Annotated in this window: 14 protein-coding genes; 13 read left to right on the top strand and 1 reads right to left on the bottom strand. The window is 51.6% G+C overall.

The annotated features are described in order from the left end of the window. Positions 1-104 precede the first annotated feature (104 nt). Positions 105-785, bottom strand: coding sequence for an MBL fold metallo-hydrolase (locus JR346_RS05835; protein WP_239478540.1), 681 nt, complete (start codon positions 783-785; stop codon positions 105-107). A 132-nt stretch (positions 786-917) separates the two neighbouring features. Between JR346_RS05835 and uvrA the strand changes: the two genes are divergently transcribed. The 13 genes from uvrA to secG all read left to right on the top strand — a co-directional run bounded on the left by uvrA (position 918) and on the right by secG (position 16,167). Further along, positions 918-3,791 (top strand): excinuclease ABC subunit UvrA, encoded by a 2,874-nt coding sequence (uvrA, locus tag JR346_RS05830; RefSeq protein WP_205481932.1) that lies wholly within the window; start codon positions 918-920, stop codon positions 3,789-3,791. A 5-nt stretch (positions 3,792-3,796) separates the two neighbouring features. Then, positions 3,797-4,294 (top strand): hypothetical protein, encoded by a 498-nt coding sequence (locus tag JR346_RS05825; protein WP_205481931.1) that lies wholly within the window; start codon positions 3,797-3,799, stop codon positions 4,292-4,294. After that, entirely contained in the window at positions 4,284-5,264 is a 981-nt protein-coding gene (locus tag JR346_RS05820; protein WP_205481930.1) for a hypothetical protein, read from the top strand. Before JR346_RS05825 ends, JR346_RS05820 begins: the two co-directional genes overlap by 11 nt. After that, complete coding sequence (locus JR346_RS05815) at positions 5,257-5,871, top strand: hypothetical protein (RefSeq protein WP_205481929.1); 615 nt, start codon at positions 5,257-5,259, stop codon at positions 5,869-5,871. Before JR346_RS05820 ends, JR346_RS05815 begins: the two co-directional genes overlap by 8 nt. A 184-nt stretch (positions 5,872-6,055) precedes the next feature. Next, entirely contained in the window at positions 6,056-6,727 is a 672-nt protein-coding gene (locus JR346_RS05810; protein ID WP_205483902.1) for a 1-acyl-sn-glycerol-3-phosphate acyltransferase, read from the top strand. Positions 6,728-6,849: 122 nt separating this feature from the next. Further along, complete coding sequence (gene uvrC, locus JR346_RS05805) at positions 6,850-8,913, top strand: excinuclease ABC subunit UvrC (RefSeq protein ID WP_205481928.1); 2,064 nt, start codon at positions 6,850-6,852, stop codon at positions 8,911-8,913. 98 nt (positions 8,914-9,011) lie between these two features. Beyond that, positions 9,012-9,893 (top strand): RNase adapter RapZ, encoded by an 882-nt coding sequence (gene rapZ, locus JR346_RS05800; protein WP_204876086.1) that lies wholly within the window; start codon positions 9,012-9,014, stop codon positions 9,891-9,893. Continuing rightward, a complete protein-coding gene (gene yvcK, locus JR346_RS05795; protein ID WP_205481927.1) occupies positions 9,893-10,906 on the top strand; it encodes a uridine diphosphate-N-acetylglucosamine-binding protein YvcK in 1,014 nt (337 codons plus the stop codon). Before rapZ ends, yvcK begins: the two co-directional genes overlap by 1 nt. A gap of 116 nt (positions 10,907-11,022) precedes the next feature. Continuing rightward, positions 11,023-11,994, top strand: coding sequence for a DNA-binding protein WhiA (gene whiA, locus JR346_RS05790; RefSeq protein ID WP_204876081.1), 972 nt, complete (start codon positions 11,023-11,025; stop codon positions 11,992-11,994). A gap of 488 nt (positions 11,995-12,482) precedes the next feature. Beyond that, on the top strand, positions 12,483-13,487 hold the full coding sequence (gene gap / locus JR346_RS05785; protein ID WP_204876069.1) for a type I glyceraldehyde-3-phosphate dehydrogenase: 1,005 nt from the start codon (positions 12,483-12,485) through the stop codon (positions 13,485-13,487). 98 nt (positions 13,488-13,585) lie between these two features. Further along, positions 13,586-14,809, top strand: a complete 1,224-nt coding sequence (gene pgk, locus JR346_RS05780; RefSeq protein ID WP_204876063.1) for a phosphoglycerate kinase — start codon at positions 13,586-13,588, stop codon at positions 14,807-14,809. Positions 14,810-14,961: 152 nt separating this feature from the next. After that, a complete protein-coding gene (gene tpiA / locus JR346_RS05775; RefSeq protein ID WP_204876061.1) occupies positions 14,962-15,741 on the top strand; it encodes a triose-phosphate isomerase in 780 nt (259 codons plus the stop codon). 174 nt (positions 15,742-15,915) lie between these two features. Continuing rightward, positions 15,916-16,167 (top strand): preprotein translocase subunit SecG, encoded by a 252-nt coding sequence (gene secG, locus JR346_RS05770; protein ID WP_205481926.1) that lies wholly within the window; start codon positions 15,916-15,918, stop codon positions 16,165-16,167. Positions 16,168-16,267 lie beyond the last annotated feature (100 nt).

Here is a 16,267-nt window from a genome sequence, read left to right as displayed (position 1 = left end):
CGTCCATAAACTGGGCGTTGGCGTCCTTCCAGCCTCGTGTGTCTTTAAAGCAACGCGTGGGCGTTATGTCAACGCCCACGCGCAGAGTCTCTCCGTTAGAGGCTTTACCAGCCGCGTTCTTTCCATTCGTCCAAGTGCGGACGCTCGTTACCTACCGTGGTGGACTTGCCGTGACCGGGCAGAACAACGGCATCATCGGCGTGCTTGCCGAAAATTTCTCGCTCCACATCGCTAATGAGCGAGGTGAAGTCTTCGGGGGAATTGGTCTTGCCTACACCGCCAGGGAAGAGGGAATCGCCGGTGAAGAGGAACGCCGGGTGCTCGCCCTCAGCATCGGTCAGCGTGTACATGATGGAGCCGGGAGTGTGACCCACCAGGTTGGTTGCCTCCAGCGCGATGTCTCCGAAGTGAACAACCGTACTATCTACCGGCATGTCCACGTTGAAGCCCTCCTGCTCGGCAATTGCATCCATATCATCTTCGCCCGCGTAAGTGGTGGCATCAAAGAGACGCGCAGCAGCGGGCAGAGCGCGAATATGGTCCCAATGCCCGTGGGTAGTCAAAATAGCCACAACACCCACCGGCTCGCCCTCATCCGATACGTCCTGCGCCAGCGCGTCCGCCGCGAACTTCTCAATAGCGTCCACATCATCTGCCGCATCAATCAAAACCTGCAAACCGTCCTCTTTAGCGGTCAGCAGATAGACATTGTTCTCCATCTCAGAAACCGAAATGGAACGAATAGTGTAATGTTCACCGTTATAAATCATCTGTGAAGTGCTCATGCAACCACCGTACCGCGCATCACCACCGCCATGCCCCCTTTCACTGTGAGCGTGAAAATAAACCGCTCACCACTTGCGCTCTGCTGATAGAATATATGTTCGAAACCAATAGGCAATGAGAGGACGCGCCGCATGGCAAGCACCCACAAACCTAATGACCTCACCCGCATCGTGGTGCAGGGCGCTCGCGAGAATAATCTGAAGAACGTCAATCTTGAGATTCCGCGCGATGCGATGGTTGTTTTTACGGGCCTTTCGGGCTCGGGCAAATCCTCGCTTGCCTTTGACACTATCTTTGCTGAGGGGCAGCGCCGCTATGTGGAGTCGCTGTCTTCATACGCGCGCATGTTCTTGGGGCAGGTAGATAAGCCTGACGTTGATTTCATTGAGGGTCTGTCACCTGCCGTGTCTATCGACCAGAAATCTACCTCGAAGAACCCGCGCTCAACCGTAGGTACTATCACCGAGATTTACGACTACATGCGTCTGCTCTGGGCACGCGTGGGTCACCCCCACTGCCCCGAATGTGGCGAGCTGATTTCTAGCCAAACTCCGCAGCAAATCGTTGACCAAGTTATGGAACTGCCCGAGCGCACCCGCCTGCAGATTTTGGCACCCGTGGTGACCGCTCGAAAGGGTGAGTTTGTCGATCTCTTCAAAGAGCTGACCACCGCCGGTTACTCACGCGCCATCGTTGACGGTGAACAGATCCAACTTAACGATCCGCCCAAACTTGAAAAACAGTTCAAACACACCATTGAGGTAGTAATCGACCGTCTGGTGATTAAAGAGGGCATCACCCAGCGCCTCACCGATTCTGTAGAGACTGCTCTCAGCCTCGCCCACGGACGCGTCCTGGTCGACTTCGTAGACCGCGATGAGGACGCCGCAGACCGCCGTCAGAGCTTCAGCGAGAGCCTGGCCTGCCCCAATAATCACCCCATTCAGCTTGAAGAGATTGAGCCGCGTGCTTTCTCCTTCAACTCACCGTTCGGTGCCTGCAACCAGTGTGACGGTATCGGCTCGCGCCTAGAGGTCGACCAAGACCTACTGATTCCCAACACTGACCTGTCGCTGGCAGAGGGTGCCATCACTCCCTGGTCACAGGGCAAAGCAACCACAGAGTACTGGCTGCGCCTTCTAGCGGGTTTGGGAGAGGAGCTCGGCTTTGACTTGACCACCCCGTGGAAAGACCTGCCTAAGAAAGCTCAAAAAGCTATCCTCAACGGTAAAGACTACAAGGTCACCGTTGCTTATAAGAATCGTTTTGGTCGTGAGCGCCGCTACACCTCAGGTTTTGAGGGCGTGGTTGCCTACATCAAGCGTAAGCACGAAGAAACTGAATCTGACTGGGCTAAAGATAAGTACCAGCAGTACATGCGCGAAAGCGCCTGCCCCGCCTGTAACGGTGCGCGTCTTAACCCCGTGATTTTGGCGGTCAAGATTAACGGTAAATCTATTGCTGATGTTACCGAAATGCCCATGCGCGAAGCTCTGGAGTTTTTACGAACCGTAGAGCTGAGTGCCCGCGAGAAGAAGATCGCCGAGCAGGTACTGCGAGAGATTGATGCTCGTTTGCAGTTCTTGCTAGATGTGGGCTTAGACTATCTCAACCTAGCGCGTGCTGCCGGTACTCTTTCGGGTGGTGAAGCCCAGCGCATCCGTCTGGCAACCCAAATTGGTTCAGGCTTGGTGGGTGTGCTCTACGTCCTTGATGAGCCGTCCATCGGTCTTCATCAGCGCGATAACCGCCGCCTGATCGAAACTCTTACTAAGCTGCGCGATATGGGCAACACCCTCATCGTGGTAGAGCACGATGAAGACACCATGAAAGAAGCCGACTGGATTGTTGACGTGGGGCCCGGAGCAGGTGAGCATGGCGGCGAGGTAGTTCACTCAGGAACCTTCAAGGAGTTGCTAAAGAACGAACGCTCCATCACCGGTGACTACATGGCAGGTCGTCGTAGTATCGAGACCCCTGCTAGTCGTCGTCCCATTGATAAGAAGCGCCGCCTCACCGTGCGCGGGGCGCGCGAAAATAACCTGAAAAATGTGGACGTCACTTTCCCGCTTGGCGTGCTTACCGCAGTGACCGGTGTTTCGGGTTCGGGAAAGTCGACCTTGGTTAATGACATTCTCTACACCGCTCTAGCCAATAAACTCAACGGTGCTAAGCAGGTGCCGGGTCGCCATAAGTCCATCGACGGTCTGGATCACCTGGATAAAATCATCCATGTTGATCAGTCGCCTATCGGTCGCACCCCGCGTTCAAACCCGGCAACTTACACGGGCGTGTTTGATAACATCCGCAAGCTCTTTGCTGAGACCAACGATGCAAAGGTGCGCGGTTACCAGCCTGGTCGTTTTTCTTTCAACGTTAAGGGCGGACGCTGCGAGGCGTGTGCCGGTGACGGTACCTTGAAGATTGAAATGAACTTCTTGCCCGATGTCTATGTGCCCTGCGAAACCTGCCACGGCAAGCGCTACAACCGCGAGACTCTGGAAGTAAAGTACAAGGGTAAGAGTATCTCTGATGTCTTGGAGATGCCCGTGGCTGAGGCTGCTGAGTTCTTTGCGGCGTTCACTCCTATCGCCCGTCATCTCAATACCTTGGTTGATGTGGGCTTGGGGTACATTCGTTTGGGTCAGCCTGCGACTACTCTGTCGGGCGGCGAGGCTCAGCGCGTCAAGCTCGCCTCTGAACTGCAGAAACGCTCCAACGGGCGTTCCATCTACGTACTTGATGAACCGACTACCGGTTTGCACTTTGAAGATATTCGCAAGCTACTGATGGTGATTCAGGGGTTGGTTGAAAAGGGTAACTCTGTTATCACGATTGAACATAACCTCGATGTCATTAAGAGTGCTGACTGGATTATCGATATGGGCCCCGAGGGTGGCTCTGGTGGCGGTACCGTCATCGCTGAGGGAACCCCCGAAGATGTTGCCTTGGTAGAGAGCTCACACACCGGTGCCTTCCTCAAAGAGATGCTAAATATACAGTAAAATATGTGCTGTACGCAACTATCAAAGGGGACAAATTGGAGATAGGGTCTGTTGCAGATTGGGTTTCTGGGCTGGCTTCTGCGGTTGCGGCGGGTACTGCTATGTACTTTTGGTACAAAGACCGTCGTGAAAGAAACAGCGAGGAGAGAACCAATATTTCTGTTTGGGTTCAGGCAGCGGAAGGTGCGAATGAATGGGAAATCATAAGTATTAATAACGCCAGTAACCCAATTTGGAAGTGGGCCTTATTCATAAAATATCCGACGGCTGACGGTGCTTACACACTTGAATTGGTAGATTCAACTGATGGTGGAATCATACCTCCTGGTCAACATATATTCCCGTGGTCACCTTCGGGATTAATTAGTAATGAGTCTGATGTTCGGTATGAGCTCTTCTTCGTAGACTCTATTGGGAAACATTGGAAGAAGACGCTCAGCGGAGGCTTAGAGGCAGTAAAAGATATTGATTTAGAGATAAAAAAGGTCAGCCATGCAAATTAAAATCGCTAAAATTGGAAACCGTCGTCGCAGGGATGAGGAATCTAGAGTATTTTTACCTCCTACAAGTGCGTTCCGAGGTGAGGAAAGCGAAAAAATATTTTCAGATGACATTAAGCCCGTTAATATTGCTCGTCCTCGGTTGGTTGTCGTAGCTGGTTATCTGTATTCATGCGGCATATATGAGATGCTTGAAAATGAAAAAGTAAAGGCACGATCAATTGATGTTGTTTGGGGAGACTCAATCATCCAAAAAGTGGAGAATGGAAGTATTGATTTAGCTGTATATAATAAAAATGCAGTAGATAAATATTTATCGAATAAACCAGACTCTGCTTTAACTATCTTGACTGAACTTGAACCGTCAATGGGAGGCGAGAACTTTGCCGTTACTGTACGACCGGGGCATCCTCTCTTGGGTAAAACGCCATCTGAGATAAAAAACTTAATACATGATTATAAGGTTGTAGTCGGAAAAACTACCGATAGGTATATAAATCTCCTTCGATGGCTCGATGCAGACAGTGATTTTTCAAAAGAAATCGACAAAAATGTTGTCGACTGGTCCGATCCAGATTCTCGAATTTTCCAGATTGCCCCTGATGCATTAATTATGTTCGGTCAGAATGCAAGAGTTGCTGCACGACTTGACGGTTACAAGGAACTAACAAATTTCGACTTACTAATACCAAATCAAAGGAATCATTTTATTGAGTCTGCAAAAAATTATCTAATTTGCTCGGAATCTTTCGTGGATTCTCTGAACATTGGAAAAGATGATTTGGTGGAAAAATTCAACACCAATATGGGACGGAATGGTCGAAATTCTGAATTTGTTAAAGAAGTTTCAAATTTATTGAAAAATCAATGCTTTCTCGATTATGAGCAAGAAAGTTTTGATTGCGAAAAAATTGTTGAGCATATTTTATTTGAAACATATCGAATTGGTAAAAAGGTGATTTTTGATGTCTAAGTTGTTTGGTCTTGCCTTGGTGCCAGATGAAAATTCATGCGATACTTTAATAGATTTTCAAAATAAATTGGTTCCAGAATCTTTCTACGGAATAAAATTGGGCAAGGAGAGTAATCTTCCTCATGTGAGTATTTTGCAGTGCCCATTTTTTGAAGAACCATTAACTGTTGAGAAGCTGTCATCTCTAAAAGAGGTTTTGGGGAAAATAAATCAAAATGATATTCTGGGGCGTGCTGATGGTCTGAAATATCAGCCCTCTTACTGGGCATTCATGAATTTTACTTTTGGTGACTATATCTATGAATTCCAAGAGGAAGCGTTGGTTTTGCTTGAGAGATTTATTGATAAATCATCGATTGCTAAAAAAGATTTTACTGGTTATAGTTTCAACCAAAAAAAATACTATCTAAAATATGGATATCGATATCTTTTTGACGAGTTTCAGCCGCACGTTACAGTTGGCAGAACATATGAAGAGGAAATCCCGAGTCTTGTCTTTGAAGAGTTTGATTGCCACCTAAAAAATCAGATTATTAAATTTGATCGTTTAGCATTTTATGAGGCTGGCGAACACGGGAGCTTCAAGAGGGCTCTAGAAATTCTATAGTTTGCGAAATGTTTAAAAATAGGCTATCGAAGATTTTTTAATTAGTTGCTCTGACCAGCATCACTTGGTAAGTATTTACCTGTTAAAGTTAGTGCAGACAGATGCTCTTACCTGGGCACGATGCTAGGGGTACGGCAGAGCGATCCCTGAACACCTCAAAGGAAGATTTGTGCAGTACTACAAGATGATTCAGAAAACCGTGAGCGGCCTTTCCCGCACTGTTTTTCGTGCCCGCATCACGGGTCTGGAGAACTTCCCCGCTGAGGGGCCCGTCATTGTGGCATCTAACCATTTGGCGTTTCTGGATTCTATCTTTATTTCGGCTCTCATGCCCCGACGCGTAGCTTTCTTGGCAAAGAGCGAGTATATCAATAGCCCAGGTTACAAGGGCAAAGCGATGAAAGCCATGTTCGAGGCAATTGACATCATTCCCGTCAACCGTTCGGACCGTAAAGAAGCTACCAAAGCCCTCGAAAAGGCTCTTGAGGTTTTGAATGAGGACCGCGTATTTGGCATCTACCCTGAAGGTACTCGTTCTCGTGATGGCTACTTGTATAAGGGCAAGATCGGTGTTGCTTGGCTGGCTCACATGACCGGAGCCCCGGTTGTTCCCATCGGTTTGATTGGTACCGACAAGCTGCAGAAGCCCGGTTCCAACAAAATTTACCCCCACCGTTTTACCGTTCGTGTGGGTAAACCTTTGTACTTTGAGAAGACGGGGGAGCGAATGACCGGTAAGCAGCGTAAAGAGACTACAGCAGCGATCATGGACGAGATTGCGGCGCTTTCGGGTCAAGCTCGTAAAGATGTTTATAACGTCTCACCCTCAGCTGAACGAGACGGCGGCGTAAGCTAAGTATTTGCCTTCGGGCAGTAAGAGCATCGGTGCAGGGGCGCGTCCGCCCGTACAGCCTGAGTCGTGCGTTCTGGTGCGGTTGATAGAAAACCCTGCGGGGTTAGTGGAGGAGAGAAGATTTTATGGCGAATCCCGAAGACTACCGCCCGGCAACGGGAGAGATTCCGACGCAACCGGGTGTGTACCGTTTTCGCGATGAGTTTGGGCGCATTATCTACGTGGGTAAAGCCAAAAACTTGCGCAACCGCCTGAACTCTTATTTTGCCCAGGTCAAGTCCCTCAGCCCTAAAACGTACGCTATGGTACACACTGCTGCCTCAGTGGAGTGGACGATTGTGGGCAGCGAGCTGGAATCTCTGCAGCTTGAGTACACCTGGATTAAGGAGTATAAGCCCCGCTTTAACATTGCTTTCCGCGATGATAAGTCTTACCCCTACCTAGCGATTACCCTCAAAGACCGCTACCCGCGGGCGATGGTGATGCGCGGTGAGAAGAAGAAAGGCGTGCGCTATTTCGGCCCCTACTCGCAGGCGTGGGCGATTCGTGAAACCCTAGATGCTTTGCTGAGGGTTTTCCCGGTGCGAACCTGCACCAACGGGGTCTTTAACCGGGCTGAACGTAGCGGTCGTCCTTGCCTTTTGGGGTATATCGATAAGTGTTCAGCGCCCTGCATTGAGAAGATTTCCCGTGAAGATCATCAGCAGCTGGCTCAAGACTTAGCGAAGTTTATGGCGGGTGGGGCTGAGAAGTTCATTGCTCACCTCAAAGACGAAATGAAGAGTGCTGCCGCTGAGTTCGATTTTGAGAAAGCGGCGCGTCTTCGTGATGATATTGGAGCTCTTGAAAAGGCTTTTGAACGCAATGCGGTGGTGCTGGCTGATTCAGTGGACGCTGATGTTTTTGCCTATGACCAAGATGATTTAGAGGCCGCTGTTCAGGTTTTCTTTGTGCGCGGTGGTCGTATTCGCGGTCAGCGCGGCTGGATTGTTGAGAAGACTGAGGATTCTACGGACGCGGAGCTGATTGAGCAGCTGCTTCAACAGGTCTACGGTGAAGTAGCGGCGTCGGTCGCTGCCGGTAACACCGATGAGGAGCGTGCCCATCAGCAGCACGAGATTCCGCAGCAGATTTTGGTTCCTGCTCTGCCTGAAAACAAGGAGCAGTTGGAGCAGTGGCTGGGTGGTGTGCGCGGGGCGAAGGTCAGCATTTCTGTTCCTCAGCGCGGTGAAAAGGTTGAACTTATGCACACAGTGGCTGAGAACGCCAAGCATTCGCTAAGCCTGCACAAGACCCGCCGCGCTGGTGATTTGACTACTCGCAGCGCGTCCTTAGTCGAGTTGCAAGAAAGCCTTGAGCTGCCAGATCCACTGATGCGCATCGAGTGTTACGATATTTCGCACGTTCAGGGTACCCACGTGGTCGCGTCCATGGTGGTTTTCGAAGACGGGTTGCCGAAGAAGAGTGACTACCGCAAGTTCTCCATTACCGGTGATGCTGCGCGAGATGATACTGCCAGTATGTACGACGTCATTCATCGCCGTTTCAAGCGTTATCTTCAGGACGCGCGTGAGCGGCAGCAAGCGCCGCGGGCAAGTGGCGAGGTCAGCCTTGAATATGCCGATGCTAAAGAACCGGTAAAGTTTGCTTACCCGCCGAATCTGGTGGTGGTTGATGGTGGTCAGCCTCAGGTTGCTGCTGCTCAGGCAGCTCTGAGTGATCTGGGTATTACCGATATTTATGTGGTGGGTATCGCCAAGCGCCTTGAAGAGCTGTGGTTACTTGATGATGATTTTCCGGTGATTTTGCCTCGTACTTCACCGGCGTTGTATTTGGTGCAGCGTATTCGAGATGAAGCGCACCGTTTTGCGATTACTTTTCATCGGTCTAAGCGTGGCAAGGCGATGTTAGCTTCAAGCCTTGATGGAGTGAGCGGGTTGGGCCCTGCAAAGCGGGAGCAGCTGGTCAATCATTTTGGTTCTTACAAGCAGTTATCTCAGGCGAGTGAGGAGCAGCTGTTGGAAGTGAGCGGAATTGGTCCTTCGATGGCTGCTAAGATTTTGGCTCATTTTGCTCAGGAAACAGCGGAAGATGATTCTTCGGCAACGGCAGGCGGTAACGGGGATGCGAGTTCTCACCGTAAGGTATCGGCTCGTGGCGTTAACTTAACAACGGGGGAAGTTCTCTAAACCCTGCTGCCGGTAGTGTGGTAGCCAGGTAAGATAAGAAGTGCCCAGATGTGGGTAGCGATAGTTCATGGTCGAGCTAAAAGAAACAGGTAAGTGGTATGGAAGCTGTTAAAGATCTCAAACCTCAAATTCTTGTCATCACCGGTATTTCGGGTTCCGGGCGCAGCACTGCGGCTAATACTCTCGAAGATGAGGGTTGGTACGTTGTTGATAATATGCCCCCGCAGATGCTCAAGCCGCTGGCGGAGGTGGTGGCTCACGCCCCGGAGGCTCTGCCGAAGTTGGCTTTGGGTATTGACGTACGTTCTATGCAGCTGGATGAGGATATCGCCGGTGCTATTGAGCGTCTGCGCACTGAGAATATTGACCTGACCCTGCTCTTTATGGATGCTTCAGACAAAGACATTATTGCTCGTTATGAGGCGCAGCGTCGTCCGCATCCTTTGCAGGGTGAAGGGCGCATTATGGACGGTATCACTAAAGAACGTGCGCTTTTTGAAGACTTGAAGATGAAGGCTGATACGGTCATCGACACGTCGGGTAAGAACGTGCATCAGCTAGCGCACACTATTCGTGAGATGTTCAACCATCAGGGACCTAAGTTGCTGAATCTGACCTTGACTAGTTTCGGATTTAAATATGGTGCGCCGGTGGATGCAAACATGATGGTTGATATGCGCTTTATTCCTAACCCGCACTGGGTTCCGGAGTTGCGTGCGCAGACCGGTCAGGATGTTGCTGTGCGAGACTATGTGTTCAGTAATCCTGGTACTGAAGAGTTTGTATCGCGTTTTGTGGAGACTCTGCGCCCGGTGCTTGATGGCTACCGTCGTGAGGGTAAGCATTACGCCACTATTGCTATTGGGTGTACCGGCGGTAAGCACCGCAGTGTTGCGGTGACGGAGGAGCTCGCCAAGCGTCTGCGTACTCTGGGTACTATTAACGTGAATGTTCAGCATCGAGATATGGGTAGAGAATAATGTCCGTCTCGTCCCGGATTCCTCAGGCGCGTGAGGCTTTGGGGTCAGCGGAGAGCGGTGGCTTCATCAGTACTAAAGTTGTTGCCTTGGGTGGTGGGCACGGTTTGTTCGCGTCTTTGGCTGCGCTCAAACACGTCACCAATGATTTGACGGCTGTTGTGACTGTTGCTGATGATGGTGGTTCTTCAGGAGTTCTGCGTAACGAACTTGATGTGTTACCACCGGGGGATTTGCGTATGGCGCTCTCGGCACTGTGCGATGACTCTGAGTGGGGTCGCACATGGTCGCAGGTCATGCAGCATCGTTTTCACCATCAGAGCACTCCCGAGAATTTCAGCCTGGAGAATCATGCCCTGGGTAATCTTCTGATTGTGGCTTTGTGGGAGCTTTTGGGCGACCCCGTGGCTGGTCTTGATTGGGCAGGGGCGCTGTTGAATGCTCGTGGACGCGTGTTACCGATGTCCCGTCAACCCTTGGTGATTTCTGGGGTGGTTGCTCCCAACCATAATCCTCAGGGGCATGTGACTGAGATTAGCGGGCAGGCACAGCTAGCGAAGTCCCGTTATGTACGCGATGTCAGATTGCACCCTGAGGGCGCTGAAGCATGTGAAGAGGCATTGGCTGCTATTGATGAGGCGGAGTGGATTATTCTGGGTCCCGGCTCGTGGATGACCTCGGTACTACCGCATCTCTTACTACCTGAGATTCGTAAAGCTATTAGTAATTCTGACGCTCGTAAGTGCCTGGTCATGAATTTAGAGCTCGATAGTGATGAGACCGGTGAGATGAGTGCTGAGGATCATCTTGCGGTGCTGAACCGTTATGCTCCTGAGATTCGCTTTGACGCAATCATCGCTGACCCTGCAGCTGTTCACGACCAGGTGGCATTTGATGAGGCAGCCGCCCGATGGGGTGCTACTGTGCAGTGGTCATCTGTTCATCAGGTCAATGCCGCCGGCGTTCACGATTCTCTCAAACTGGGTGCCGCTTACCGCGATTTATTTGCCGGGTGAAACCTAATTCACACCATAGCGGTAAAAGCAGATAAAATAGACCGGTATGCGTTGGCGCCTATATGCGCCTGCGTTACTCACGAACACCCGCACACATGAGTTGGAGGACGCCAGGTATGGCTCTTACCGCATCGGTAAAGGAAGAGTTAGCTCGTTACGACGCTACGAAATCTTCGGCACGCAGAGCTGAGGTTTCTACAATTTTGCGTTTTGTGAGCGGTCTCCACTTAGTTTCTGGGCGTATTGTCATTGAGGCTGAGGTTGATCTTGAGTCAACTGCTGTGCGTTTGCAACAGAACATTGTTGATCTTTATGGTCATGAGGCTGAGATTACGGCGGTGACCGGTGGCGGTTTGCGTCGAGGTGGTCGCTATATTGTGCGTGTGGATCACGGGGGCGAGTCGCTGGCTCGTCAGACTGGTTTGTTGGACGGACGCGGTCGCCCGGTGCGCGGTTTGCCACCTGCTGTTGTTAACGGTTCTGTTGAGGACGCTTCTGCTGTGATGCGTGGGGCATTTTTGGCGCACGGTTCTTTGACCGAGCCGGGGCGTTCGTCCGCCCTTGAATTTACCTGCCCCGGTCCTGAAGCTGCTTTGGCTCTGGTGGGCGCGGCACGCCGCTTGGAGGTTATGGCTAAGGCACGCGAGGTGCGCGGTGTTGATCGCGTCGTGGTGCGCGATGGTGAAACAATTAGTGTGCTGTTGGAACGCATGGGTGCTCATCACGCCCTTGAGAATTGGCGCGAGCGCCGCCAGCGCAAAGAGGTGCGGGCAACCGCCAACCGTTTGGCTAACTTCGATGACGCTAACCTGCGTCGTTCAGCGCAGGCGGCGGTGGCTGCCGGTGCCCGCGTGGAGCGCGCTCTTGAGATTTTGGGGGAGCAGGTGCCAGAACATCTGCGTTATGCGGGCGAGTTGCGCGCAGCCCACAAGCAGGCGTCCCTGGATGAACTGGGGCGTTTGGCTGATCCGCCTATGACGAAGGACGCGATCGCTGGGCGCATCCGCCGTCTGCTGGCGATGGCTGACAAGCGTGCGATGGAACTGGGTATTCCCGGTACTGAGGCGAGTGTAGGGCACCACCTCTAAGCAGAGAGGATTTGCTTTACCCGCTGATAGCTTTCAAAGAGGCTGACACTTTTTATCGGTGTCAGCCTCTTTGGTGTTTAAAAGCTGTAGCTCTAGGGTGAAAATGAGTAGGGGCGCCTGCCTGCTTGGCTCATGGGTCTTGTGGTTGAGGAGCACACAAGCCCACATGTCTACTTAGTTGCGAACAGGTGGGATTTCCTCGGCATTCTCCCTAAAGGAGGTGCTTTTAAGCTGAATTTTGGCTTAAAACCGTCTAAACCCACGCAAAAACGCACATGTTGTCCGGGTAAACACGGGCATAAACCTAAAAAAACCTCAAAAAACCACCCAAACTCACACTATCTAAGGTATAGTTAAAGGTGAACCGGACGGGTAAGCCTGCACTACGGGCTTGGTTCGGTAGACACCGAACCAGTTCGGCAGCGGGTTCTTCCACTTGGGAGTATCCTGTCCATATTATTCACTGATATATCGAGGAGTTAGATCCAGTGACTGTACGCGTAGCTATTAACGGTTTCGGCCGCATTGGTCGTTCATTCTTCCGCGCAGCTCAGGCTCACGCAGAAGGCTTTGAGATTGTTGCACTCAACGACCTCACCGACAACAAGACCCTTGCACACCTTTTGAAGTACGACTCAGTAATGGGCACTCTCGATTCAGAGGTTTCATTCGACGATGAGTCAATCACTGTAGATGGCAAGACCATCAAGGTTCTGGCTGAGCGCGACCCCGCTAACCTGCCTTGGAAGGAACTCGACATCGATATCGTTATCGAGTCAACCGGTTTCTTCACCGACGGTACCAAGGCTCAGGCTCACCGCGATGCAGGTGCGAAGAAGGTTATCATCTCAGCACCCGGTAAGAACATCGACGGCACCTTCGTTGTGGGTGTAAACGATGACAGCTACGATTCAGAGTCAATGCACATCGTTTCAAACGCATCATGCACCACCAACTGCTTGGCTCCCATGGCTAAGGTTCTCAACGATGCTTTCGGCATCGAAAAGGGTCTGATGACTACCATCCACGCATACACCTCAGACCAGCGTCTGCTCGATGCACCTCACTCAGACCTGCGCCGCGCACGTGCAGCAGCCCTGAACATGGTTCCCACCTCAACCGGTGCAGCAGCAGCAGTTGGCTTGGTTCTGCCCGAACTCAAGGGCAAGCTGGACGGCTTCGCTGTTCGCGTTCCCACCCCCACCGGTTCACTGACCGACCTCACCTTCGAGGCTTCACGCGAAGTAACCGTTGAAGAAGTCAACGAAGCAATGCAGAAGGCTGCTGAAGGCGACTTCAAGGGTCTGATTAAGTACTCAACCGACCCCATCGTGTCCAAGGACATCGAGGGTGAAGCTGTTTCAACCATCTTTGATGCACCTTTGACCAAGGTTATTGGCAACCAGGTTAAGGTTGTTGCATGGTACGACAACGAATTCGGTTACGTATCACGTCTGGTTCTGTTCACCAACAAGGTAGCAGCAGCCCTCTAAGTTTTATTGTTTGATGCCCCCGCCCACCGGAAACTTTGGGTGGGGGCATTTTCATACCCCCCCTGTATTTTTCGTTTTATTTTTTGGAGTTATACACCATGGCACATTCACTTGATGAGCTTTTGGCAGAAGGCGTTGAAGGTCGCTACGTACTGGTACGCTCAGATCTCAACGTTCCCCTCGACGGCGAAACTGTCACCGACGACGGTCGCGTTAAAGCTTCACTGCCTGTTTTGACCAAGCTGGCTAAGGCTGGTGCGCGCGTCATCGTGACCGCTCACCTGGGTCGCCCCAAGGGTCAGGTTGATCCCAAGTACTCAATCGCCCCTGCTGCTGCCCGCCTGTCAGAACTGGCTGACTTCTCCGTTATCACCGCAACTGACCTTGTGGGCGAAGACGCTCAGGCTAAGGCTGAATCACTGCAGAACGGTGAAGTTCTCGTTGTAGAGAACGTTCGTTACGATGCACGCGAAACCTCAAAGGATGACGCTGAGCGCGGCGAGTTCGCTGATGAGCTGGTGGCGCTGACCGGTGAAAACGGTGCATACGTCAACGACGCTTTCGGCGCTGTTCACCGCAAGCACGCATCCGTTTACGATGTAGCGAAACGTCTGCCCTCATACCTGGGTGATTTGGTGAAGACCGAAGTTGATGTTCTGAAGAAGACCATCAATGACCCCGAGCGTCCTTTCGTTGTTGTGATGGGTGGCGCTAAGGTCTCAGACAAGCTAGCAGTTATCGACAACCTTATCGGTAAGGCTGACACCATCTTGGTCGGTGGCGGCATGGGTTACACCTTCGCCTACGCTAAGGGCTACGAGGTTGGCCAGTCACTGCTTGAAAAGGATCAGGTAGAGACCGTTAACCGTTACATGGCTGAAGCCCAGGAAAAGGGCACCGAGATCCTTATCGCCTCAGATATTGTTTGGGGCGACGACTTTTCAGCCGACGCTAACACCGAGATTCGCCCTATTGAAGATTTGACCGGTGGCGAGTTGGGCGAAAAGGCTGAAGGCCTTGACATCGGCCCTGCTACCCGCAAGACTTTCGATGCCAAGCTCAAAGAAGCAAAGACCATTTTCTGGAACGGTCCCATGGGTGTTTTCGAAATCGCTCCTTTTGCTGAAGGCACCCGCTCGGTTGCTCAGTCCATCAAGGAATCTGACGGTTTCTCCATCATCGGTGGCGGCGACTCAGCTGCGGCAGTACGTAAGCTCGGTTTTGAAGATTCAGACTTCGGTCATATCTCAACCGGTGGCGGTGCGTCCCTCGAATACATCGAAGGTAAAACCCTGCCCGGTATTGACGTACTCGGCGCCTAAGGTATGCGCTAGGGGCAGACGACGGTTTCTTAAAAGCGAGACCTGCGCTCTTTCCCACTGTTTAGTATGCCAGCTTTTCTCCACCTGCTCCGCGGGGCAGAACGTCAAGCTGGCGTACCCCACTTACAAGATTTAGACGAAAGGTAAGTACAATGACCCGTACTCCGCTCATTGCAGGCAACTGGAAGATGAACATGGACCACGCAGAAGGCGTCTCACTTCTGCAGAAGCTGGCATGGACTCTCGATGACGCTAACTTCAACTACGATAACACTGAAATTGCAGTATTCCCTCCCTTCACCGACATTCGCTCAGTACAGACCCTCATTGAGGGCGACAAACTGAAGATTGTCTACGGTGCACAGGATCTTTCCGACCAGGATTCAGGCGCCTATACTGGCGATATCTCAGGTGCATTCCTGAACAAGCTCGGTGCTACCTACGTTCTGGTGGGTCACTCAGAGCGTCGCACCATTCACGGTGAATCAGACGCTACTTGCGCCGCAAAGGTTCAGGCAGCATACCGTCACAACCTGGTACCCGTACTCTGCGTTGGTGAAGGTCTTGAGATTCGCGAAGCCGGAACCCATGTTGACTTCACCCTGGAGCAGCTGCGCGGCTCCATTGAAGGTTTGACTGCTGAACAGGCTGAAACCCTCGTAATCGCCTACGAACCCGTCTGGGCTATCGGCACCGGCAAGGTTGCGACCAGCGGTGACGCCCAGGAACTGAGCGCAGCGATTCGCGCTGAAATCGAGCAGCTTTACTCAGCAGACGTTGCTGAGAAGGTACGTATTCTCTACGGCGGTTCAGTCAAGGCAGCTTCAGCTCCCGAGATTCTTGCTGAAAACGATGTAGACGGCGTTCTCGTGGGCGGCGCGTCCTTAGACGCTGAAGAGTTCGCTAACATCGCGCGCTTCGACTCCAAGTAAAAACTGCGCGGTAGTTTTTAGATTCCGTATACGGCAGCTGCTCATCCACGGTGGGCAGCTGCCGTTGGGTTTAAACACGCTCACAGCTGTCTGTTTGTCAGCTTGCAAGAAAAGCGTGTAACGTAGAGACGTACGCGGTAAAATACCGCATTTTAGTGTTATGAGGGGTTCTTCGTGGAGATTCTTAAGACCATTTTGATGGTTATCATCGCGATTTCAAGTATTCTCACCATTTTGCTGGTGTTGCTTAACCGCGGTAAAGGCGGTGGTCTTTCAGATATGTTCGGTGGCGGCATGACCACCTCCTTGAACTCATCAGGTATGGCGTCTAAGAACCTTGTCCGTTTGACCGTCACCGCAATTTTGGTGTGGGTCTTTGCGATTATTGCCTACGGTCTGGTGTTGCGTTTTGCGCCCGTCATGTAAAAGGCTTTTACAGGCTTCACTGCTCACTGCGGTGGAGCTTTTGTTTTTAAGAAAACACTGCGTATGAGCGCGGTGACTAGGTTGAGAAGAAAGGCGGGGC

It is taken from the genome of Rothia sp. ZJ932 (assembly GCF_016924835.1).
In the GTDB taxonomy this organism is placed as follows: domain Bacteria; phylum Actinomycetota; class Actinomycetes; order Actinomycetales; family Micrococcaceae; genus Rothia.
This window is presented reverse-complemented; position numbering and strand designations above follow the sequence as displayed.